The 22,542-nt window shown below is 53.6% G+C and carries 19 protein-coding genes; 14 read left to right on the top strand and 5 right to left on the bottom strand.

Translation table 11 applies throughout. The features are described from left to right. The first annotated feature begins 48 nt into the window (after positions 1-48). The 5 genes from ACU8YC_RS11555 to ppnP all read left to right on the top strand — a co-directional run bounded on the left by ACU8YC_RS11555 (position 49) and on the right by ppnP (position 2,733). Positions 49-504, top strand: coding sequence for a YaiI/YqxD family protein (locus ACU8YC_RS11555; RefSeq protein WP_151218592.1), 456 nt, complete (start codon positions 49-51; stop codon positions 502-504). 185 nt (positions 505-689) lie between these two features. Then, the gene (gene aroL / locus ACU8YC_RS11550) at positions 690-1,235 is read left to right on the top strand and encodes a shikimate kinase AroL (RefSeq protein ID WP_151218593.1); all 546 of its coding nucleotides are present in this window, start codon (positions 690-692) and stop codon (positions 1,233-1,235) included. A 26-nt stretch (positions 1,236-1,261) separates the two neighbouring features. After that, positions 1,262-1,453, top strand: a complete 192-nt coding sequence (gene yaiA / locus ACU8YC_RS11545) for a protein YaiA (RefSeq protein WP_151218594.1) — start codon at positions 1,262-1,264, stop codon at positions 1,451-1,453. Between the two features lie 246 nt (positions 1,454-1,699). Continuing rightward, positions 1,700-2,377, top strand: coding sequence for an AroM family protein (locus ACU8YC_RS11540; protein ID WP_151218595.1), 678 nt, complete (start codon positions 1,700-1,702; stop codon positions 2,375-2,377). Positions 2,378-2,448: 71 nt separating this feature from the next. Then, positions 2,449-2,733 (top strand): pyrimidine/purine nucleoside phosphorylase, encoded by a 285-nt coding sequence (gene ppnP, locus ACU8YC_RS11535; protein ID WP_151218596.1) that lies wholly within the window; start codon positions 2,449-2,451, stop codon positions 2,731-2,733. A gap of 50 nt (positions 2,734-2,783) precedes the next feature. On the opposite strand, the gene rdgC is transcribed toward ppnP, so the two are convergent. Continuing rightward, the gene (gene rdgC, locus ACU8YC_RS11530) at positions 2,784-3,695 is read right to left on the bottom strand and encodes a recombination-associated protein RdgC (RefSeq protein WP_003021479.1); all 912 of its coding nucleotides are present in this window, start codon (positions 3,693-3,695) and stop codon (positions 2,784-2,786) included. A 91-nt stretch (positions 3,696-3,786) separates the two neighbouring features. Between rdgC and mak the strand changes: the two genes are divergently transcribed. Next, a complete protein-coding gene (gene mak, locus ACU8YC_RS11525) occupies positions 3,787-4,695 on the top strand; it encodes a fructokinase (protein ID WP_151224844.1) in 909 nt (302 codons plus the stop codon). Between the two features lie 7 nt (positions 4,696-4,702). Here mak and araJ read toward each other — a convergent pair whose 3' ends face one another. The 3 genes from araJ to sbcD all read right to left on the bottom strand — a co-directional run bounded on the left by araJ (position 4,703) and on the right by sbcD (position 10,410). After that, positions 4,703-5,875 (bottom strand): MFS transporter AraJ, encoded by a 1,173-nt coding sequence (gene araJ, locus ACU8YC_RS11520; RefSeq protein ID WP_187259459.1) that lies wholly within the window; start codon positions 5,873-5,875, stop codon positions 4,703-4,705. A gap of 192 nt (positions 5,876-6,067) precedes the next feature. Then, on the bottom strand, positions 6,068-9,211 hold the full coding sequence (gene sbcC / locus ACU8YC_RS11515; RefSeq protein WP_370611768.1) for an exonuclease subunit SbcC: 3,144 nt from the start codon (positions 9,209-9,211) through the stop codon (positions 6,068-6,070). After that, positions 9,208-10,410 (bottom strand): exonuclease subunit SbcD, encoded by a 1,203-nt coding sequence (gene sbcD, locus ACU8YC_RS11510; RefSeq protein WP_446895346.1) that lies wholly within the window; start codon positions 10,408-10,410, stop codon positions 9,208-9,210. The genes sbcC and sbcD overlap by 4 nt, the downstream gene beginning before the upstream one ends. 194 nt (positions 10,411-10,604) lie before the next feature. On the opposite strand from sbcD, the gene phoB reads away from it, so the two are divergent. The 5 genes from phoB to malZ all read left to right on the top strand — a co-directional run bounded on the left by phoB (position 10,605) and on the right by malZ (position 17,776). Then, complete coding sequence (gene phoB / locus ACU8YC_RS11505) at positions 10,605-11,294, top strand: phosphate response regulator transcription factor PhoB (protein WP_151218600.1); 690 nt, start codon at positions 10,605-10,607, stop codon at positions 11,292-11,294. 50 nt (positions 11,295-11,344) lie between these two features. Continuing rightward, entirely contained in the window at positions 11,345-12,640 is a 1,296-nt protein-coding gene (gene phoR / locus ACU8YC_RS11500; RefSeq protein WP_187252930.1) for a phosphate regulon sensor histidine kinase PhoR, read from the top strand. Positions 12,641-13,045: 405 nt separating this feature from the next. Next, positions 13,046-14,365: a branched-chain amino acid transporter carrier protein BrnQ gene (gene brnQ / locus ACU8YC_RS11495; RefSeq protein ID WP_016152017.1), complete on the top strand. Its 1,320-nt coding sequence runs from the start codon at positions 13,046-13,048 to the stop codon at positions 14,363-14,365. Between the two features lie 81 nt (positions 14,366-14,446). Next, positions 14,447-15,820, top strand: coding sequence for a proline-specific permease ProY (proY, locus tag ACU8YC_RS11490; RefSeq protein ID WP_151218601.1), 1,374 nt, complete (start codon positions 14,447-14,449; stop codon positions 15,818-15,820). A 138-nt stretch (positions 15,821-15,958) separates the two neighbouring features. Next, a complete protein-coding gene (gene malZ, locus ACU8YC_RS11485) occupies positions 15,959-17,776 on the top strand; it encodes a maltodextrin glucosidase (protein ID WP_446895345.1) in 1,818 nt (605 codons plus the stop codon). On the opposite strand, the gene ACU8YC_RS11480 is transcribed toward malZ, so the two are convergent. Further along, positions 17,770-18,672, bottom strand: coding sequence for a LysR family transcriptional regulator (locus ACU8YC_RS11480; RefSeq protein WP_446895344.1), 903 nt, complete (start codon positions 18,670-18,672; stop codon positions 17,770-17,772). The genes malZ and ACU8YC_RS11480 overlap by 7 nt on opposite strands. 273 nt (positions 18,673-18,945) lie before the next feature. On the opposite strand from ACU8YC_RS11480, the gene ACU8YC_RS11475 reads away from it, so the two are divergent. The 3 genes from ACU8YC_RS11475 to ACU8YC_RS11465 all read left to right on the top strand — a co-directional run bounded on the left by ACU8YC_RS11475 (position 18,946) and on the right by ACU8YC_RS11465 (position 22,196). Continuing rightward, a complete protein-coding gene (locus ACU8YC_RS11475; RefSeq protein WP_003021513.1) occupies positions 18,946-19,587 on the top strand; it encodes a hydrolase in 642 nt (213 codons plus the stop codon). 173 nt (positions 19,588-19,760) lie between these two features. Then, on the top strand, positions 19,761-20,306 hold the full coding sequence (locus tag ACU8YC_RS11470) for an antibiotic biosynthesis monooxygenase (RefSeq protein ID WP_446895343.1): 546 nt from the start codon (positions 19,761-19,763) through the stop codon (positions 20,304-20,306). Positions 20,307-20,327: 21 nt separating this feature from the next. After that, complete coding sequence (locus ACU8YC_RS11465; protein ID WP_446895342.1) at positions 20,328-22,196, top strand: amidohydrolase; 1,869 nt, start codon at positions 20,328-20,330, stop codon at positions 22,194-22,196. Positions 22,197-22,542: the final 346 nt, after the last annotated feature.

Genomic DNA, 22,542 nt, shown 5'->3' with positions numbered 1-22,542 from the left:
AAGTAAAAGCACGCGACAATGTGCGATTGCACATCAGTGGGAGAGGTTATGACAATATGGGTGGATGCCGATGCGTGTCCGAATGTGATCAAAGACATTTTGTACCGCGCTTCAGAGCGCATGCAAATGCCGCTTATTTTGGTAGCGAACCAAAGCCTGCGCGTCCCTGCTTCGCGTCTTATCCGTACACTACGCGTTCCCCCCGGATTTGACGTGGCGGATAACGAGATTGTGCGCCAGTGTAGTGCCGGTGATTTAGTGATCACGGCGGATATCCCGTTGGCGGCAGAAGTGATTGAAAAAGGTGCGGCGGCGCTTAATCCACGCGGCGAACGTTATACCGTAGCCACGATCCGTGAGCGTCTGATGATGCGTGATTTTATGGATACGCTACGCGCCAGCGGTATTCAGACCGGGGGACCAGACAGCCTTTCCCCTCGTGACAGGCAGCATTTTGCGGCTGAACTTGATAAGTGGTGGCTGGAAGTACAGCGGAGAAAATAAAATGTGTAATTTATTATTTACACTACATTCGTTGTGAATTCTTGTTATAGTGGGTTTTAATAGGTATCGCCACTCTATCTGTAATTTAATCTTTACGAATTGGTGATGTACTAGTTTGATGATATGATTAGATCTTTAACCGCATCAGATCCCGCTCGTTTGCGGTTCTCTGGGGAATTTCTGTGATGACGCAACCTCTATTTCTTGTTGGCCCCCGGGGGTGTGGTAAGACAACTACCGGTATGGCGCTGGCGAAGGCTATCGATTTCCAGTTTGTCGATACCGATCGCTGGTTGCAATCGCACGTGCAGATGACCGTGGCGGAGATCGTTGAAAGAGAAGGATGGGAAGGGTTTCGTGCCCAGGAGACGACCGCGCTGCAGGCCGTCACAGCCCCGGCAACGGTTATTGCGACCGGCGGCGGCATTATTCTTACCGAATTTAATCGTCACTACATGCGCAGCCACGGCGTGGTTATCTATTTAAGCGCATCGGTATCGGTACTGGTCGATCGTCTGGAGGCCACGCCTGAAGAGGGCTTGCGTCCAACCTTAACCGGTAAACCTCTGACTGAGGAAGTGCAGGAGGTTCTCGCCCAGCGCGATGTTCTGTATCGTGAGGTAGCGCACTATATCGTTGATGCCACCAATGAACCTGCGCAGGTGGTGGAAGACATTCTTGGGATACTGGCGCAGGCAGCACCACGGTTACAGGGCGGTGTCTATACTTAGTGTTCATCCAGTGAAAAGGAAGAACTATGCCGACAAAACCACCTTACCCACGTCAAGCGACCATTGTTACGGTTGAAAAAGGGACGCCAGGCCAGACGGTAACCTGGTATCAACTTCGAGCCGATCACCCTAAACCGAATTCGTTGATCAGTGAGCACCCTTCTGCGCAGGAAGCCATGGATGCCAAAAAGCGCTACGAAGACCCCAATAAAACCTGATATAAGCACCGCCCGGGCACGTGTCTTAAAAGTGCCAGTACGGGCGTGCATCACATTTTTTTAAATTTCGCCGTGTACAGTCAAAATTGAAAATTAAACAATAACAATCCAGTACTGGAATGATTTGGAATCTTTACACAATACACCGCCGATCTACTGCTACGCTTTTGAGCATTTATAGTGCAGGTCAGCGCCCGGCAATTGTCCGGGATTTCACAGCAAAGTAAGAAGACGGTGGAGCAACAAATGAGTACGTCGTTGGCTATCCTCACGATTGGCGTGGTGCCAATGTGTGAGGTGTTACCGCTCCTGACGGAATATATCGATGAACAGCACATTACTCACCACAGCCTGCTGGGGCAGATGCGGCGAGAAGATGTGATGGCTGAATACGGGGTTTCGCCCGGTGACGAGCTATTATTAACGTTGCTCAGTGACCATCAACTTGCACATGTCTCACGTCAGAAGGTGGAGCGCTCCCTGCAAAGCATTGTAGAGGTGCTGGATAACCAGGGCTTTGACGTTATCCTGCTGATGAGTACCGCCTCAATCGCTCGTCTGACCGCACGCAATAGCATTTTGCTGGAGCCGTTACGGATTATCCCGCCACTGGTGGCCTCGATTGTCGATGGGCATCAGGTCGGGGTGATTGTCCCCGTCACCGAATTACTCAAAGCCCAGACGCAAAAATGGCAGGTGCTACAAACGCCGCCAGTGTATGCCGTGGCAAATCCGATCGACGGTAGCGAAGAACAATTGATTGATGCGGGGAAAGAACTGCTGGAGCAAGGTGCGGATGTGATCATGCTGGATTGCCTTGGGTTTAATCAACGCCACCGTGATCTACTGCAAAAATCGCTGGATGTCCCGGTACTTCTGTCCAATGTGCTAATTGCCCGACTGGCTTCGGAATTGTTGACGTAATTTTGCGTGACAGGTGGAACGTCAGCCCCCTATATTGGTTGTTAACTTAATCACGAGACAGGGCCAGTTGTATGCTTCAAAGTAATGAATACTTTTCCGGCAAAGTAAAATCGATCGGTTTTACCAGCAGCAGTACTGGCCGCGCCAGTGTTGGCGTAATGGCTGAAGGTGAATATACCTTTGGTACTGCGGCGCCTGAAGAGATGACGGTCGTCAGTGGCGCACTGAACGTGTTGCTGCCAGGGGAAACAGAGTGGAAGGTGTATGCCACAGGGGACGTGTTTAACGTACCGGGCAACAGCGAGTTTCATCTGCAGGTGGCAGAGCCAACGTCCTATCTTTGCCGCTATCTGTAAGCGTAAAAATAACGAATGGCGACACTGAGCCGCCATTCGGTAAATACGGCTTAGCGCTGTGCTTCGCCGCCTAATCCTTCCACCAGACTTTTAATCAGAGCAGCCAGTTCACCCGTCATCAGGATGAAATCGGCGTCAAAACGCTGAGCATAATCTTCGCGGTCGATATCTTCGTTCTGATCGCGCAGCTCGTCGCTAAACTTCAGACGCTTAATGGAGCCGTCATCACACATAACGAACTGAATGCGCTGCTGCCAGTCGAGGGCCAGTTTGGTGACCAGTTTGCCTGCTTCGATATGCACGGCGATTTCGTCGCAGACCAGATCCTGTTTTTTCGCGCGGATCACACCGCCGTCTTCAAGGATCGCTTTCAGTTCAGCTTCATCCAGTAACTGGAACCCTTGTGCCGTTGTGCCGGAGCGAACCCATTCAGTCAGCGTCAGCTCAATAGGGTTTTCCATCGTCAGCGGAACGACCGGCAGCGAACCGAGGCTCTTACGCAGTAGCGCCAGCGTATCTTCCGCTTTCTTCGCGCTCGCACAGTCGACCATGATCAGATCGTTGACGGTGTCGATCCACATCATTGTCTGGCTGAAGCGGCTAAAGGCGCGCGGCAGCAATGAGTGCAGAACTTCATCTTTCAGCGAGTCTTTTTCAGTCTTCTTGAGTTTGCGACCTTGCTCAGCTTCCAGTTTGAATATTTTGGCTTCCAGCGCCTGTTTGATAACCGGCGACGGCAGAATTTTTTCTTCTTTGCGGGCGCAGATAATAATTTGGCCATTGGCGGTATGCGTTAATGCATCACTGTGCGATCCCATCGGCGGAACCCAGCCCATTTTTGCCATATCCTGGCTACCGCAAGGGGTGAACGTCATTGATGCCAGCTGTTTTTCCATCTCTTCGGCACGCAAAGAAACATCGCGGCTAAGACGGTAAACCATTAAATTTTTGAACCACAGCATGATAATTTCCACGGCCTTGTCGTTAAATCCAGCGGGCATGATAGCGAATTGTCGCTATGCTTGCATTGTTAATCGGGAAGAGGAGCAAACAGTGCGTATAGGTATCGATTTGGGCGGTACAAAAACGGAAGTTATCGCGCTTGGCGATGCGGGCGAACAGCTTTTTCGCCATCGCCTGCCTACGCCGCGTGATGATTATCGGCAAACGATAGAAACCATCGCCGCGCTGGTAGAGATGGCGGAAAAAGCCACCGGGCAGACGGGAAGCGTAGGGATGGGCATTCCTGGTTCAATATCGCCCTACACCAGAGTAGTGAAGAATGCCAACTCGACCTGGCTTAACGGGCAGCCTTTTGACAAAGACTTAAGTGCGCGTCTTAACCGCGAAGTGCGGCTGGCAAATGATGCCAACTGCCTGGCGGTTTCTGAAGCGGTGGATGGCGCAGCGGCAGGGGCGCAAACCGTGTTTGCGGTGATTATTGGCACCGGATGTGGTGCAGGCGTGGCGCTGAACGGCCGGGCGCACACGGGCGGCAACGGTACTGCGGGCGAGTGGGGACATAACCCATTGCCGTGGATGGACGAAGATGAGCTGCGTTATCGGCAGGAAGTACCTTGTTATTGCGGCAAGCAAGGCTGCATTGAAACCTTCATCTCCGGGACCGGTTTTGCCACCGATTACCAGCGTCTGAGCGGTAATCCGCTCAAGGGCAGTGAAATTATCAACCTTGTTAATGTGCGGGATGCGCTGGCAGAGCAGGCGCTGAGTCGTTATGAGCTTCGCCTGGCGAAATCATTGGCGCATGTAGTGAATATTCTTGATCCAGACGTCATTGTGCTGGGCGGCGGAATGAGCAATGTCGACAGGTTGTATCAAACCGTTCCGACGTTGATGAAGCAATTTGTTTTTGGCGGCGAGTGTGAAACGCCTGTACGCAAGGCGTTGCACGGTGACTCCAGCGGTGTACGCGGCGCAGCCTGGCTGTGGCCGCATATATAAACGGTTTCTATGTCGCGGGTGCAACTTGTTGTTGCACGCCGCGCTTCAGGCGACCATAGAGCAGCAGCGACGACATCGCAGAAAACGACAGCAGTGCCGCCGGCAGCGTCACGTAGTTGTAGGCAAATCCCAGCGTCAGCATCATGCCCCCGCAGTACGCGCCAATCGCGCTGCCGAGATTAAAGGCAATTTGCCCCCCAGCAGCACCCAGTAGCTCGCCCCCTTTAGCATTTTGCAGCAGCAAAATTTGCAGCGGTGCCGACAGGGCAAACAGACCCGCGCAGCAAATGAAAGCGAAGGTCAGCGACGCGGCTTTGATCCCGCCAAAAGCAAAGAGCAACAGCAAAGCCAGCACAATGACGAAGTCGGTTATTACCGCAATTCGCAGCGGCGTATAGCGGCCAGACAACCTACCGCTTAGCAGATTTCCCAACACCATTCCCAATCCCACCAGCATCATGATGAAAGTCATTAGCGCCTCGGAGAAGCCGGAGATGTACATCATGTACGGTTTGACGTAGCTGAACCAGGCGAAAACCCCGGCGTTACCAAACATGGTGGCGGAAAAGATGAGCCACGGGGCGGGGTTTTTTAAGAAGTGAAATTGCTCGCGCAGTTTCCCTTTTGCTTCATCGCTGATGTTGGGTACCCAAAACGCGACCGAGACTATCACCGCGATATTAAAAACGGCGATCAGCAGAAACGTGTAGCGCCAGCTAAATTCCTGACTCAACCAGGTGCCAACGGGAATGCCAATCAGATTAGCAACGGTCATTCCCGAAATCATGCCCGCGACGGCGGCGGTGACTTTTCCCGGACGAGCCAGCTTCGACAGGATAATAGCGCCAACGCCAAAAAATGCGCCATGTGGGAAGCCGGAAACCAGCCTGCCCACCGCCAGCATAAAATACGAGGAAGAGAGGGTGAAGATGGCGTTGCCAATTACGCACAGTGTGACCAGAAACAGCAAAATATGCTTGAGCGAAAAGCGATTGGAAAAGAGCGCAATAATGGGCGCGCCCAGCACCACGCCAAAGGCGTAAAACGAAATCATATGGCCAGCGGCAGGAATGGAAATTCCCACGTCCCGCGCCAGCTCAGTGAGGACACCCATGATACCAAACTCGGCCATGCCCAGCCCAAATGTTCCCAACGCTAAAGAGAAAATGACTTTTTTCATACCACCTGCCAACAAGAAAGACGCAGGATTTGCGCCATAGCGGCGAACGTTCGCTGCCAATCGGGATAGCTTGCGGATAAGCGAAGTGGAATGCCATTTCATATCCGTCCCTGAGTATGCAATATTGTGCTACATAGCGTGCTGGATAGCGCTGGCGCTTATCCAGCCTGTGAAATCATATCCGCGGGTCGATTACTCCACCGCAAACATCTTGTCGAGCTTGCTGTAGCCCAGTCCGTTGATTTTTTTAACTTTGATTTGCACCGGTATACGTTCTTTCATCGCTTCAACGTGGCTGATGACGCCAATAGTCTTGCCGGTGGCGTTGAGTGCATCCAGCGCGTCAAGAGCGGTATCCAGCGTTTCGCTATCCAGCGTGCCGAAACCTTCGTCGAGGAACAGGGAGTCAATTCGCGTTTTGTGGCTTACCAGATCGGACAGCGCCAGCGCCAGCGCCAGACTGACGAGGAAGCTCTCACCGCCTGAAAGCGTACGCGTGTCACGTACCGCATCGGCCTGCCAGGTATCTACCACTTCCAGCTCCAGCGCTTCGCTGGCCTTGCGCTGCAACAGATAGCGGCCGTGAAGACGGGTTAGCTGGTTGTTGGCAAGCCAGACCAGATTATCCAGCGTTAGCCCCTGGGCGAACTTGCGGAATTTATCCCCCTCTTTTGAGCCGATCAGGGCATTCAGATAGCCCCAGTCTTCGACCTGTTGTGCGACCCTTTCAATCTCCAGCATCAGCGTCTGCTGCTGTTGGCGGTTGTCTGCATCCTGTTTGAGCTGCTGACGAATTTCACCCTGACGCGTGGTGTTATCCCGTAACTGCTGGGTGAGCTGCGCCAGCGCGTCGTGCAGATGCTGCGCCGTCAGCGTGAGATCCACTTCTGTTGGTTGCTGCTGTTGATGAGCCGCCAGCGCTTGCTGGGCCTGATTAAGCAGTGTTTGCGCCTGCTGTCGCTGGCCTTCCAGTGATTGCTTTAACTGCTCCAGGCGGTTAAAGGTCTCTTCGTCCAGCAGGGCGGCAATAAAGGCGTCGCGATCGGCAAAGATGCTGGCCTGCAATGCGGCATCAAACTGTGCCTGGATTTCCGCAGCGCGCTGAACGTCCTGCGCCTCCTGCTGTTGCAACGTTTGCCACTGTCCCTGTAAAGAGAGGCAATCGTCGTGCACCTGCCGCCAGTTTTCCAGCGACAGATCCTCAGTGCTTTCAGATAGCGCCTCGGTTTCTGGCAGTGTTTCCAGCAGCGGAGCAAGCTGGGCTATTTGGGCCTGTAAAGCGGCCAGTTCGTTCTGACGCTGTTGCCAAATTTGCGCTTCGTTCGCCCGTTCGCTCAGCCATGAGGCGACGTCATCCTCGGCAGGCAGGACAAGACCATGGCGTGCCAGCTCGGTGGTTAGCGTCGCCTGTCGCTGGTCAATATGTTGCTGGAGCTGAGTAATCTGTTCCGTATGCGCGGTGATTTGCGCCTGCAAGGTATGACGCAGGCTCAGCTGGTGAAGCTGCTGCTCGTGTTCTTCCTGAGCGGCAAGCCATGGGACGATATCATCCTGAGGTTGCAGCGTTATGTTGAGGCTGGCGGTGACCGTCTGCCATTCCAAAGTAAGCGCTTGCTCCTCCTGAGAAAGCGTCTGTACTTCGCGTTCATCTCGCTGAAGCTGCTGAGTTATTGCTTCGAGCTGACCGCGTAGCGTTGACCCTTCATCGGCCAGCGCCTTGACCTCTTTTTCCAGTGCTTCACGTCGCGTCTGATTCACGCTCAGTTCGAGCGTGTGATAGCGTTCAATTGCCGGATGAGCGGTCGAGCCGCAAAGCGGGCAAGGCATGCCGGATTGCAACAATGCCCGTTGGCTTTCCAGATCTTTGATGCGGGCTTCTTGCTCGCAAATGACTCTCACATCAGTAAGTTGCTGATTTTTATCTTTATAGCGCTGACGTTTTTCGGCTAATACCACGTTACGTTGCGTCAGCTCTTGCTGACGCTGCACAAGCGTGGTGCGTAACTGCGCCAGTTGCTTTTGCTTCGGTGCAATTTGCCCGTGCAGATTGCTCAACCGCTGGCGTAATGGGCGAAGCTGCGCATGCTGCGCCAGCGCCGTCGCTACCTCTTGCGGCAAAAGAGTCAGCGAGGGTTGCGTCAGCGCATCGAGCTTGCGCGTATCGTTCTCCCGTAGCTGCTGCCACTGGCGCAGTTGGGTTCTGGCGTCGGACTGCTGGGCCAGAAGCGCTTTCCATCCTGCCAGTTCGCTACTCCATAAGCGGAAGTTTTCATGTTCCTTCAGCCAGTCGGTTAGCGTTTGTTGTCCGGCGAGCATGGCGGCTGACTGCGTTTGCGCCTGCTGACGAATACGACCGCGCAGCGCTAAGCTGCTTTGTAAGCGAGCATTTACTTCCTGAATCTTCTGTCTTGTGCGGTCAATAGTAGCCGTTTGCTCCTGGATTCGCTCCCAGTGCGGACGTAACGCTCTGGCTGGCAGTGCCAGGCTCAGTACCGCCAGCTGCGGCTGCGCATCTTCTTGCGCCTGAAGCACTGCCTGTAATGCCTGCTGGTGACGGTTTAAATCCGCCTGTAGCTCATTTTGCCGAATGAGCCAGTTGAGGTGCTGTTGCTGGGCTTGCTGGCTGGTAAGGTATTGTTTTTCTTCGTCAGTAAGTGCCTGCAAACTTTCCGTCAGGGACTGTACCTGCTCTGGCGCTAACAGCGCCACGCCGCTGGCCTGGGCCTGCAGTTTTTCCAGCTCCGTGCGCGCTGATTTGTGCTTTTCAAATACCATCGCCGAAATCTGTCCGTAGATCTCGGTGCCGGTCAGCTCTTCCAGCAGTTCGGCGCGCTCTTTCGGTTTGGCATTGAGAAATGCGGCAAACTGCCCCTGTGACAGCAGCATCGAGCGGGTAAAACGGCCGTAATCCAGCCCGGTAAGCTCGGCGGTCATCTCCAGTTTGTCTTTGACTTTATCGGCGAGGATTTTTCCGTCGGCGCAGCGGGCCAGCTCTACGCGCGGAACCTGCAGATTGCCCTCTGGCTGATTACGCGCCCGGTTCTGGCTCCAGAATGCGCGGTAGGCTTCGCCCCGCACCTCAAATTCCACCTCGGCCAGACACTCCGCTGTGTCGCGGGTCATCAGGTCGTTTTGCGACTGTGACACAGTATTCAGGCGCGGCGTTTCGTGGTACAGCGCAAGGCAAATTGCGTCCAGCAGGGTGGTTTTCCCCGCGCCTGTGGGCCCGGTGATGGCGAACAGCCCGTTGCTGGCAAAAGGTTCTGCCGTGAAATCGACTTTCCATTCTCCCTTCAGGGAGTTGAGGTTTTTCAGGCGCAGGCTGAGAATTTTCATGCTTCAGCCTCCCCGGCAAGCGTCTGTACGGTTGCGCTAAACAGCTGATTAAGCCGCTCGCGCTGCGGTTCTTCGAGTTCTTCCAGCGCCAGGCGGCGGTCAAAAACCTCCGCCACGCTCAGCTCGCTTAATGTTTCACGACGTTCATTGGCCATAATACGTTCGCGCTGTTCCCGACTGCGGCGCACCAATAACACCTCTACCGGTAAATCTTCGGTCAAGGCCTGGATTTTACGCTGCATATCATGCAGATAGTCATCGGTGGTAATTTCAATATCCAGCCACACCGGCGGCTCTTGCTGTACGTTGCGCCACTGCTCAAGCTGGGCGGTAATGGCGGCGAGATCGCCTTTCAGTACTGCAAGCGGCTGGGTGACCGGTACGGTGATATTTTCGACGGCGTTGAGTTTCCCTGCTTCAAAGCTCACCAGATGCACGCATTTGTTTTTGCCGCACTCGTCAAAACTGAGAGCGATCGGCGAGCCGCAGTAGCGAATATGCTCTGTGCCACCAATAACCTGCGCCCGGTGAATATGGCCCAGCGCGATGTAGTCCGCCGGAGGGAAGTTTTGCGCCGGGAAGGCGTCCAGCGTACCGATATAAATCTCACGGACGGCGTCACTTTTACTGGCGCCGACAGTGGTCAAATGCCCGGTCGCAATGATGGGCAGATTCTGGTCACCACGTAGCGTGCAGGCGTCCTGATACTGCTGCTGGTAATAGTCGGTGATGGCTGACAGCAAATGCTGCTGTTTCTCTTGTCCGGTCAGCCCCGCCTGGCTGGTTATGATGTCGCGCGGACGTAAGAAAGGAACCGGGCACAGGATCGCCCCCGGCGTGCCGTCACGTTGCAGTAGAACCTGCGGCGCATGACCGGCGCTGGCAACGACTGTGGTGTTGAGAAACGCCAGAATATCGCGGGACTCATTGAGTGTGGCGACGGAGTCGTGGTTGCCTGCCAGTACCACCAGATGACAGCCGGTTTGCTGCAGATTAACGACAAAACGGTTATACAGCTCACGGGCATAGCTTGGCGGTGAGCCGGTATCAAAAATATCGCCTGCCACAATAATGGCATCCACCTGATGGGATTGTGCCGTTTCCAGCAGCCAGTCGAGAAAGGCCTGATGTTCAGCGGCGCGGCTCTTGCTGTAGAAATTTTGGCCCAGATGCCAGTCAGACGTGTGAAGGATGCGCATAAGAGTTCCATGACGATAAAACAATGGCGGGGATTATAACCCTGCATGGGAGAGAATATCTTGTCTCCGGGCTGTCATAATTCAATGGCCTGCGTTAAACCTGGATGATCTTTTCATAAATCTGTCATAAATCTGACGCATAATGACGCCGTATTGATACTGATGATGACAAGCAACTAATAACAGGGCAAATCATGGCGAGACGTATTCTGGTCGTAGAAGATGAAGCTCCAATTCGTGAAATGGTCTGCTTCGTGCTCGAGCAAAACGGTTTTCAACCCGTAGAAGCCGAAGACTATGACAGTGCTGTGAACCAACTCAATGAACCCTGGCCGGACCTCGTCCTGCTTGACTGGATGCTTCCCGGTGGCTCGGGTCTACAGTTTATTAAACATCTCAAGCGTGAAGCGATGACGCGGGACATCCCGGTGATGATGCTGACGGCGAGGGGAGAAGAGGAAGACCGCGTTCGTGGTCTGGAAACCGGCGCGGATGACTATATTACCAAACCGTTTTCTCCTAAGGAGCTGGTGGCGCGTATTAAAGCTGTTTTGCGTCGTATTTCGCCGATGGCAGTGGAAGAGGTTATTGAGATGCAGGGGCTAAGCCTTGATCCCACCTCGCATCGCGTGATGACTGGTGATGATCCGCTGGATATGGGGCCGACCGAATTCAAGCTGTTGCACTTCTTTATGACTCACCCAGAGCGTGTCTACAGCCGCGAGCAACTCCTCAATCATGTCTGGGGAACCAATGTATACGTGGAAGACCGGACTGTCGATGTGCATATCCGCCGCTTACGTAAGGCGCTGGAGCACAGCGGACACGATCGTATGGTGCAGACGGTTCGCGGAACGGGATATCGTTTTTCGACCCGCTTCTGACTGACAAGAATCAGGGCCTGAAGGATTAGGCCGTTTAGGGAGTAAGGCGTTTGCTAGAACGATTGTCATGGAAAAGGTTGGTACTGGAGCTGATCCTGTGCTGCATACCGGCATTTATCCTTAGTGCTTTTTTTGGTTACCTGCCCTGGTTTTTACTGGCGTCGGTAACGGGCCTGCTTATCTGGCATTTCTGGAATTTATTACGTTTGTCCTGGTGGCTATGGGTCGACAGAAGTATGACGCCCCCGCCGGGGCGCGGCAGTTGGGAACCGCTGCTGCATGGACTGCATCAAATGCAGTTGCGCAACAAAAAGCGCCGTCGTGAACTGGGTAATCTGATTAAGCGCTTTCGCAGCGGGGCGGAATCGCTACCCGACGCAGTGGTGCTAACCACCGAAGAAGGCGGTATTTTCTGGTGTAACGGACTGGCTCAGCAGGTTCTTGGACTGCGCTGGCCGGACGATAGCGGGCAAAATATTCTTAACCTGCTGCGCTACCCGGAATTCACACAATATTTAAAAACGCGCGATTTTAGCCGGCCCATCAATCTGGTGCTCAATACCGGACGGCATCTGGAAATTCGCGTAATGCCCTATACCGATAAGCAATTGCTGATGGTGGCGCGCGACGTTACCCAGATGCATCAACTGGAAGGTTCACGACGTAACTTTTTCGCCAATGCCAGCCATGAACTGCGTACCCCGCTGACGGTGCTGCAAGGCTATCTGGAAATGATGCAGGAGCATCCGTTAGAAGGGACAACGCGCGAAAAAGCGCTGCATACCATGCGTGAACAAACGTACCGGATGGAAGGGTTAGTGAAGCAACTGCTAACGCTGTCAAAAATTGAGGCTGCGCCAGCGCTGCAATTGAATGAGAAGGTCGATGTGCCCATGATGCTGCGCGTGGTTGAGCACGAAGCGCAAACGCTGAGCCAGCACAAACATACGTTTACTTTTGATGTTGATAACAGCCTGAATGTGCGGGGTAACGAGGAGCAGTTGCGTAGCGCTATCTCGAATCTCGTCTATAACGCGGTGAACCATACGCCTGCGGGAACGCACATTACCGTACGCTGGCAGCATGTGCCTTCGGGGGCGGAATTTTGTGTGGAAGACAACGGTCCAGGCATTGCCGCCGAGCATATTCCACGCCTGACCGAGCGTTTTTATCGCGTAGACAAGGCGCGATCGCGGCAAACGGGCGGGAGCGGACTCGGGCTGGCCATCGTGAAGCATGCCTTGCATCATCACGACAGCCGTTTGAATATCGACAGCGAACCCGGCAAAGGGACGCGATTTAGTTTCGTGATCCCGGAACGTTTAATTGCCAAAAATAACGGTTAAGGCGTATTCGTAAGATAATCTTTCCAAAAGCCAGCGTAAGCTGGCTTTTTCTATATGGTCAATATAAGTATCCTGAATTTTACGACGTTTGGTTGTTTTTTGTTCGAACTATTACCCATACCTTTTTCCATGAAATGGTGTTTTGTGCTAACCCTATTTTTCATATCGCTATATTGTTCTGGTTTTTGGATCCCACCTTGCTTTAAAACGTTATAAGCGTTTAAATTGCGCCCCAGGTGCTGTCATACCGACTGCATTTACGCGGTAAATCGAAAAACTATTCTTCGCCGCGCCAGGTCGGGAGTGTTTCCCGCTGGAATTGAGCAAAAATGCCGCTGTATTGTCCCCCAGGGAAAGGCAAAAATTTACTATTTTCAACACCACATCCACAGGCAGTAAGACTTTATGACCCATCAGTTAAAATCGCGCGATATTATCGCTTTGGGATTTATGACATTTGCACTGTTCGTTGGTGCAGGTAACATTATCTTCCCCCCAATGGTTGGTTTGCAGGCAGGTGAACACGTCTGGACTGCGGCTTTTGGCTTTTTGATTACCGCCGTGGGTCTGCCGGTGCTTACCGTTGTCGCACTGGCGAAAGTCGGTGGCGGTGTGGACCGACTGAGCACGCCTATTGGTAAAGTCGCTGGACTGCTGCTGGCGACCGTTTGCTATCTGGCTGTTGGGCCGTTATTTGCTACCCCGCGTACCGCGACGGTCTCTTTCGAAGTCGGGATTGCACCGCTGACCGGTGACTCCGCACTGCCACTGCTTATCTACAGCGTGGTCTACTTCGCGATTGTGATTCTGGTTTCGCTGTATCCCGGCAAACTGCTGGATACGGTGGGTAATTTCCTGGCTCCGCTGAAAATTCTGGCGCTGGTGGTTCTGTCTGTCGCCGCAATCGTCTGGCCAGCAGGTCCGATCAGCAATGCGATGGAAGCCTATCAAACTGCGGCGTTTTCTAATGGCTTCGTGAACGGGTATCTGACCATGGATACGCTGGGCGCGATGGTCTTTGGTATTGTTATCGTTAACGCCGCTCGCTCGCGTGGCGTTACAGAAGCGCGTCTGCTGACCCGTTACACCGTTTGGGCGGGTTTGATGGCGGGCGTGGGCTTAACGCTGTTGTATCTCGCGCTGTTCCGTCTGGGTTCAGATAGCGCGATTCTGGTCGATCAGTCTGCTAACGGCGCGGCAATTCTGCATGCGTATGTTCAGCATACCTTCGGTGGTGCAGGGAGTTTCCTGCTGGCGGCGCTGATTTTTATCGCCTGTCTGGTCACCGCGGTTGGCCTGACCTGCGCATGCGCAGAGTTCTTTGCCCAGTATGTTCCACTGTCTTATCGTACGCTGGTATTCATCCTCGGCGGCTTCTCGATGGTGGTGTCTAACCTGGGACTGAGCCATCTGATTCAGATCTCTATTCCAGTGCTGACGGCCATCTATCCGCCATGTATCGCACTGGTTGTATTAAGTTTTACCCGCTCCTGGTGGCATAATTCTTCCCGCGTCATTGCACCTGCGATGTTTATCAGCCTGATTTTTGGTATCCTTGATGGCATTAAAGCTTCTGCAATTGGCGACGTGTTACCAGCCTGGACCCAGCGTTTACCGCTGGCGGAGCAGGGGCTGGCGTGGTTGATGCCAACAGTCGTGATGGTGGTCCTGGCCGTTATCTGGGATCGCGCGGCGGGTCGACAAGTGACCTCCAGCGCACACTAATATCACTGACAATAAGTTTTAACCACGGGGCTATTAACATGGCCCCGTGGTTTTTTTATTGTGTTAACAGGTTAGGAATCGATGGAAAGTAATAACAAGCTAAAGCGTGGGCTGAGCACCCGGCACATTCGCTTTATGGCATTAGGTTCAGCAATTGGTACCGGGCTGTTCTACGGCTCGGCCGATGCCATCAAAATGGCGGGGCCAAGCGTGTTGCTGGCCTACATTATCGGCGGCGTAGCGGCGTATATTATTATGCGCGCGCTGGGCGAAATGTCAGTTCATAACCCGGCTGCCAGCTCTTTCTCGCGCTATGCGCAGGAAAACCTCGGACCGCTGGCAGGCTACATCACCGGCTGGACCTACTGTTTTGAAATCCTGATTGTCGCCATTGCCGATGTGACCGCCTTTGGTATTTACATGGGCGTCTGGTTCCCGGCGGTACCGCATTGGATATGGGTACTCAGCGTGGTGCTGATTATCTGCGCCATCAACCTGATGAGCGTGAAGGTGTTTGGCGAGCTGGAGTTCTGGTTCTCGTTCTTTAAAGTTGCCACCATTATCATCATGATTGTCGCCGGGTTCGGCATCATTATTTGGGGGATTGGCAACGGCGGGCAGCCAACCGGGATCCATAATCTGTGGAGTAACGGTGGTTTCTTCAGCAACGGCTGGCTCGGCATGGTGATGTCGCTACAAATGGTGATGTTCGCCTACGGCGGGATTGAGATTATCGGTATTACCGCAGGCGAAGCCAAAGACCCGGAAAAATCTATTCCGCGCGCCATCAATTCTGTACCGATGCGCATCCTCGTGTTTTACGTGGGGACACTGTTCGTCATTATGTCGATTTACCCGTGGAACCAGGTCGGTACCGACGGTAGTCCATTCGTTCTGACATTCCAGCATATGGGGATTACTTTTGCCGCCGGGATCCTCAACTTTGTCGTCCTGACCGCATCGCTGTCGGCGATCAACTCTGACGTCTTCGGTGTGGGTCGTATGCTGCATGGTATGGCGGAGCAGGGCAGCGCCCCGAAAATGTTTGCCAAAACGTCGCGTCGTGGCGTGCCGTGGGTCACGGTGATGGTGATGACCATTGCGCTGTTGTTTGCGGTGTATCTTAATTACATCATGCCGGAAAATGTCTTCCTGGTGATCGCCTCTCTGGCAACTTTCGCAACTGTTTGGGTGTGGATTATGATCCTGCTCTCACAAATTGCTTTCCGTCGTCGTCTGCCGCCGGAAGAGGTCAAAGCGCTGAAATTTAAAGTGCCGGGTGGGGTGGTTACGACCGTTATTGGCCTGATTTTCCTGGTCTTTATCATCGGGCTCATCGGCTACCATCCGGATACTCGCATTTCGCTGTACGTTGGCTTTGCATGGATTGTCCTGCTGCTGGCTGGGTGGGTTTTCAAACGCCGTCGCGAGCGTCAACTGGCTGAAGCGCAGTAATATTTTTGCCGGGTAGCCTGTCGTTACCCGGCAATTTTCTCCTCCCCCAAGCTCCTCCCCCAATAAACGTTAAGATGAGGAGTGATCCTGCACTTCGCTATGGCAAGGTGACGTCATTATCATCAAAGGGGATACGTGATGTTGAACGCCTGGCACCTTCCGGTTGCCCCATTTGTTAAGCAAAACAAAGATCAACTGACGATTACGTTATGGCTGGCGGGGGAAAATCCACCCCAGCGGGTGACGCTACGCGCAGAAAATGATAACGAAGAGATTTCGCTGAGCATGCACAAGCAGCGTAGCCAGCCGCAGTCGGGCGTGACCGCGTGGCGAGCGGCGATCGATCTCTCCAGCGGTCAGCCTCGAAGACGCTATAGTTTTAAATTACTTTGGCGCGACCGTCAGCTGTGGTTTACCCCACAAGGATTCAGCCGTTTTCCGCCTGCGCGTCTGGAACAATTTGCGGTTGATGTGCCGGATAATGGTCCTCAGTGGGTCGCTGACCAGATTTTTTACCAAATTTTCCCGGACCGTTTTGCCCGCAGCCAGTCGTGTGAAGCTGATCAGGATAACGTCTATTATCACCACGCTGCCGGACACGATATTGTGCGGCGCGAATGGGATGAACCGCTTACGGCTCAGGCTGGTGGCTCAACGTTTTATGGCGGTGATTTGGACGGTATCAGCGAAAAGCTGCCGTACCTGAAAACGTTAGGGATCACGGCGCTGTACCTGAATCCGGTGTTTACCGCGCCGAGCGTGCATAAATACGATACCGAAGATTACCGTCATGTTGATCCGCAATTTGGCGGCGACACGGCGCTGCTGCGCCTGCGTCACAACACGCAACAGCAGGGCATGCGCCTGATTCTGGACGGTGTTTTTAACCATAGCGGCGATTCGCACGCCTGGTTTGACCGACATAATCGGGGAACGGACGGGGCGTGCCATAACCCAGAATCTCCCTGGCGCGACTGGTATCATTTCTCAGCCGACGGCGTTGCGCTCGACTGGCTGGGATATGCCAGCTTGCCTAAGCTGGACTTTTCTTCGGAAAGCCTGGTAAATGAAATTTATCGCGGCGAAGACAGTATCGTCCGTCACTGGCTGAAAGCGCCGTGGAGTATGGACGGCTGGCGTCTTGATGTGGTGCACATGCTGGGAGAGGCAGGAGGCGCACGTAACAACCTACAACACGTGGCTGGCATTACGCAGGCGGCGAAAGAAACCCAGCCAGAGGCGTATATAGTGGGCGAGCATTTTGGCGACGCGCGCCAGTGGTTGCAGGCCGACGCGGAAGATGCCGCCATGAACTATCGCGGTTTTACCTTTCCGATCTGGGGATTTCTCGCCAATACCGATATCTCATACGATCCGCAATCTATTGACGCCCAGACCTGTATGGCGTGGATGGATAACTACCGCGCGGGGTTGTCGCATCAACAGCAATTGCGCATGTTCAACCAGCTCGACAGCCACGATACCGCTCGCTTTAAGTCTCTGCTCGGTAAAGACGTCGCACGTTTACCGCTGGCGGTGGTGTGGCTGTTTACCTGGCCGGGCGTACCCTGTGTTTACTACGGCGACGAAGTGGGACTGGACGGAAATAACGATCCGTTTTGTCGCAAACCGTTCCCGTGGCAGCCTGCAAAACAGGACGCTGACCTGCTGGCGTTGTATCAGCGTCTGGCCAAATTACGTCACCAGAGCCAGGCGCTCCGCCACGGTGGATGTCAGGTGATTTACGCCGAGGATAACGTGGTGGTGTTTGTACGGGTGCTAAACCGCCAGCGCGTATTGGTGGCGATTAACCGTGGTCACGCCTGCGAAGTGGTCCTGCCTGCCTCGCCATTATTGAGCGTCAGTCAATGGCAGCTCAAAGAAGGAACAGGCGTGCTTGTCGACGATATCCTGACGCTGCCGGCAATTTCCGCCTCGGTGTGGTCAGGTCATTGATACAAGCGCGCCACCTGCGGGCTTGCCAGCAGCGCTTCCCGCCACCAGCGCTGCGCCAGCCCATCGCGGTTATTACGCCATGCCATATAGGCCACGTCTTTTTGGCGAAATGAGATGACCGCTTTTTCCACCAGCTCGCCCGTGGCAAGCCACGGGTTGGCAATATGGCGGGGGAGAAATCCGCATCCCATGCCTGCTCGCAATAGCATCACCTTACTGTGGAAATCATCGACGCGGATCTGCGCCTGCTCATCCATCAGGTTGGTTTGTAACGGATGACAAAAGCGGGCGCTGTCGCTGATAACAATCGCCCGATGCAGGCACAACTGCTCGTTGGTCAGGCCATCAGGTGCTGCGGCCAGCGGATGCTCAGGTGCCACGACAAATACATTGTCCAATGTACCGAGCATTTTGTAGGACCAGGCCGCTGACGTTGGCGGTTCATTAATCGCCCCCAGAATGATATCTGCTCCATTATGGGTCAGCTCCTCCCATGATCCTGCCAGCGTGTGGTGGGTAAAGCTCAGGCGGGTTTGCATATTAAGCGCGTGAAATTCATCGATAATGGGCAATAGCGCGGTGAAAGGAAAAGAGTCGTCCAACGCAATCGCCAGCTCTTTTTCCCAGCCTGAACTTAGCTGTATCGCTTGCTTTTCGAGATCTTTGGCCGCGCTCAGCAGCAAACGTCCTTTTTCCAGCATCATCTGCCCGGTGTCGGTAAATTTTGCCCGATGCCCAGAGCGGTCAAGCAATTCGATATTCAAATCGCTTTCCAGCTTCTGAATCATATAGCTGAGTGCAGCAGGGGTTTTAAACAGCGATTCGGCCGCCGCAGCAAAGGACCCCTGTTTGTCGAGTGCGTCGAGGATTAGCAATACATCCAGATTGATGCGCATAAGCAAAAAATATCCTGAAAATTAAACCCCTCTGTTTTACCGAATGGAGAAAAACAATGCCAGTGAATAAATTAGATGAGACATGCGCATTTTTTTGACATTGTTTAAGATATATCGCAACACAGAACGAATAGTTTCACTAGACGGTAAGTTTTCTTTAATAACTCGTTAGAAATTTCCCGCTATACTCAACAAGCTTTCTGATTCAGGATCCTGCTGCTGACGGCAGAAACAGACCGTTGCCTTTTAACTTATTGATTAAGAAGGTGTGCTATGTCTATTCGGGAACTGATTGACCCACAAAACTCTACGCTAATTTTTATTGATCATCAGCCGCAAATGTCATTTGGTGTGGCGAATATCGATCGCCAGACATTGAAAAATAATACCGTCGCATTAGCGAAAGCCGGGAAAATATTTAATGTTCCAGTGATTTATACTTCTGTGGAAACAAAAAGTTTTAGCGGATATATCTGGCCAGAATTATTAGCCGTACATCCTGATGTGAAACCGATTGAACGCACCTCGATGAACTCCTGGGAAGATGCGGCGTTTGTGAAGGCCGTAGAAGCGACCGGGCGTAAAAAACTGATTATCTCCGCGCTGTGGACCGAAGTGTGTCTGACTTTCCCGGCGCTGATGGCGCTGGAAGCGGGCTATGAAGTGTATGTGGTAACAGATACTTCAGGCGGCACGTCGGTGGATGCCCATGAGCGTTCCATTGACCGCATGGTACAGGCGGGTGCCGTACCCGTGACCTGGCAACAGGTACTTCTTGAGTATCAGCGCGACTGGTCCCGTAAAGAAACCTACGACGCTGTCATGGATCTGGTGCGCGAGCACAGCGGTGCCTACGGGATGGGCGTGGATTACGCCTATACCATGGTGCATGGCGCGCCGGAACGTAAAGCCTGAATACACTTCATCCTTCATGCTGCATCTTTGTTGGCTTCGCTTGCGTACCCCGGTCGCTTACTGATGTAAGCTCCCGGGGATCCACAACCTTGCCGCCTCGATGCACCATGAATGATTTTGTGTATTGCTTTCCTGGCCTAAGCGGTCTGTTTCCTCTCAACAAGGAACCCTTCATGGCGCAGAACAAACATGTGACGTTGGTGAATACCCACACCCTGCTGCCTGAGCAGGCACAGCGATATGAGCAATGGCTGGGGAAAATTATGCCAGTGGCGGCCGAGTTTCCCGGTCATCTCGGGGCGAATGTGATTCGCCCTGCGGATGGCGACAACCTGTGGAATATCATTATTCGTTTCGACACGCTTGAGCATCTTTATAACTGGACCCAGTCCGATACGCGCCGTGGGCTGGTAGAAGAGATTGCTCCGATGCTGGCGGAAGGTGATAAAACCGAAATTCGTACCGAAGCCGCGTTCTGGTTTACTCCGCCCGCGCCCCATGTACGTCAGCCGAGACGCTGGAAACAGTTTCTGATAACCCTGCTGGTGATTTTTCCCAGCACCAATCTGGTGCCGTGGTTGACCGGCATTGTGTTGCCTGCATTGAAGGGTTCGTTACTCCTGCATCTGATCAATGATGCCTGTGTGGTTGCGTTGGTGGTCTGGTTCTGGATGCCCATCGTAACCCGTCTGTTTGCCGGATGGCTGAAAAAAGTCTGACCGGTTTCTCAGGAGATTGTTATGTCGCAAACTGCCACACTGATTCTGACTCACGGAAAAATTCATACGCTCGAAAGACAAAACCCGCAGGTCGAGGCGGTGGCGATCGCCAACGGTAAGATTCTGGCGACCGGTAGCCATGATCGGATCATGATCTTTGCCACCGAAGGGACGCAGATTGTCGATCTGCAGGGGCATACGGTGATCCCCGGTCTGAACGATTCACACCTGCACCTGATTCGCGGCGGTCTGAATTACAATCTGGAATTACGTTGGGAAGGCGTGCCGTCACTGGCGGATGCGCTACGTATGCTCAAAGAGCAGGCGGACAGAACGCCGTCGCCGCAATGGGTACGCGTGGTGGGCGGCTGGAGCGAATTTCAGTTTGCCGAACGGCGCATGCCAACCCTCGAAGAACTCAATGAAGCTGCCCCGGATACCCCGGTTTTTGTTCTGCATCTCTATGACAGAGCGCTGCTGAACCGCGCCGCGCTGAAAGCCGTCGGCTACACCAAAGCAACGCCGGATCCGATGGGCGGCGAGATTGTACGTGACAGCAACGGCAACCCGACCGGCATGCTGATTGCCAAACCCAACGCCATGATCCTCTATTCGACGCTGGCAAAAGGACCAAAACTGCCGCTGGAAATGCAGGTTAACTCGACCCGCCAGTTTATGCGAGAGCTGAACCGTTTGGGACTGACCAGCGCCATTGACGCGGGCGGTGGCTTCCAGAACTATCCGGAAGATTACGAGATAATTGAACAGTTACATGCCAACAAGCAGATGACGGTGCGTATTGCCTACAACCTGTTTACCCAGCGTCCTAAGCAGGAGCTGGAAGACTTTGAACGCTGGACCGACATGCTCAAGCCTGGGCAGGGGACTGACTTTTACCGTGCCAATGGGGCAGGGGAAATGCTGGTCTTCTCGGCTGCGGATTTTGAAGACTTCCTCCAGCCGCTCCCGGATCTGCCGGAGGGTATGGAAGATGAACTGGAGCGCGTGGTTCGTCACCTGGTGGAGCACCGCTGGCCGTTCCGCCTGCATGCCACCTACGATGAATCCATCAGCCGTATGCTGGACGTGTTTGAGAAGGTAAATCGCGATATCCCATTCAATGGCCTGCACTGGTTTTTCGATCACGCCGAAACGATTACTGAACGGAATATCGAGCGCGTTAAAGCGCTGGGTGGCGGGATTGCGGTTCAGCACCGAATGGCATTCCAGGGGGAATACTTTGTCGATCGTTATGGCAAAGATGCGGTCAAACATACGCCGCCAGTGGCAAAAATGCTGGCGGCTGAAGTTCCGGTCGGGCTGGGGACTGACGCCACCCGCGTGGCCAGCTACAACCCGTGGACCGCGCTCTATTGGCTGGTTTCGGGTCGTACTGTTGGCGGAATGGCGATGTACGATGATAACAACCGCCTGCCGCGCGACGTGGCGCTGGAACTGTGGACGGCTGGCAGCGCCTGGTTCTCCAGCGAGCAGGGTAAGAAAGGGCGCATCGAGAAAGATCAATTGGCCGACCTGGTGGTGCTGTCCAAAGACTACTTCAGCGTGCCGGAAGAAGAGATTAAAGGTATTGAGTCAGTGATGACCATTGTCGATGGCAACGTGGTGTACGCGGCCGGGCACTTCACCCCACTTGCACCGCCGGCTATCCCGGTAATACCTGACTGGTCGCCGGTAGTGAAAGTGCCGGGGCACTATCGCGCAGCGCCGCCTGGTGCGGCAAAAATTGGCGCCATAGTGCAGATGCACCAGTGCTGCGGTAGCTGCGGCGTACACGGTCATCAGCATGATATTGCGCGTCAATCAGGCATTCCGGTGTCGGATGACCGGGCTTTCTGGGGCGCGCTTGGCTGTTCCTGTTTCGCGTTTTAATCTCTCATTGCAGTCCCTGCCCAGGGGCTGTGCAGTGTGGCGCAAGCGTCTGTGACTCAGGCTAATGCTGTTGTGCCAACGGCTGTAGAAGTGCTAACCGGTTAAACGTGTTATACAGAAGTAAGAAGCGGGGGATAAATTAAATAATCCGTAATAATTAATAATCAGCGGTGAATCATATAAATTATCATCGAGCCTACCGAAACAATACCATAATAAAAAGCCCAGTTCCCATAGCCTAAACAAAGCGAAGTGATGGTGCAACTTATTGTGGCAAGTGTCAGTATGAAGAAAATGGCTTGCATCACTTTGTGATATCTAAACATAAATATTTTCTCCTGTACGT

The organism is Citrobacter sp. VF227 (assembly GCF_052950715.1).
This window is presented reverse-complemented; position numbering and strand designations above follow the sequence as displayed.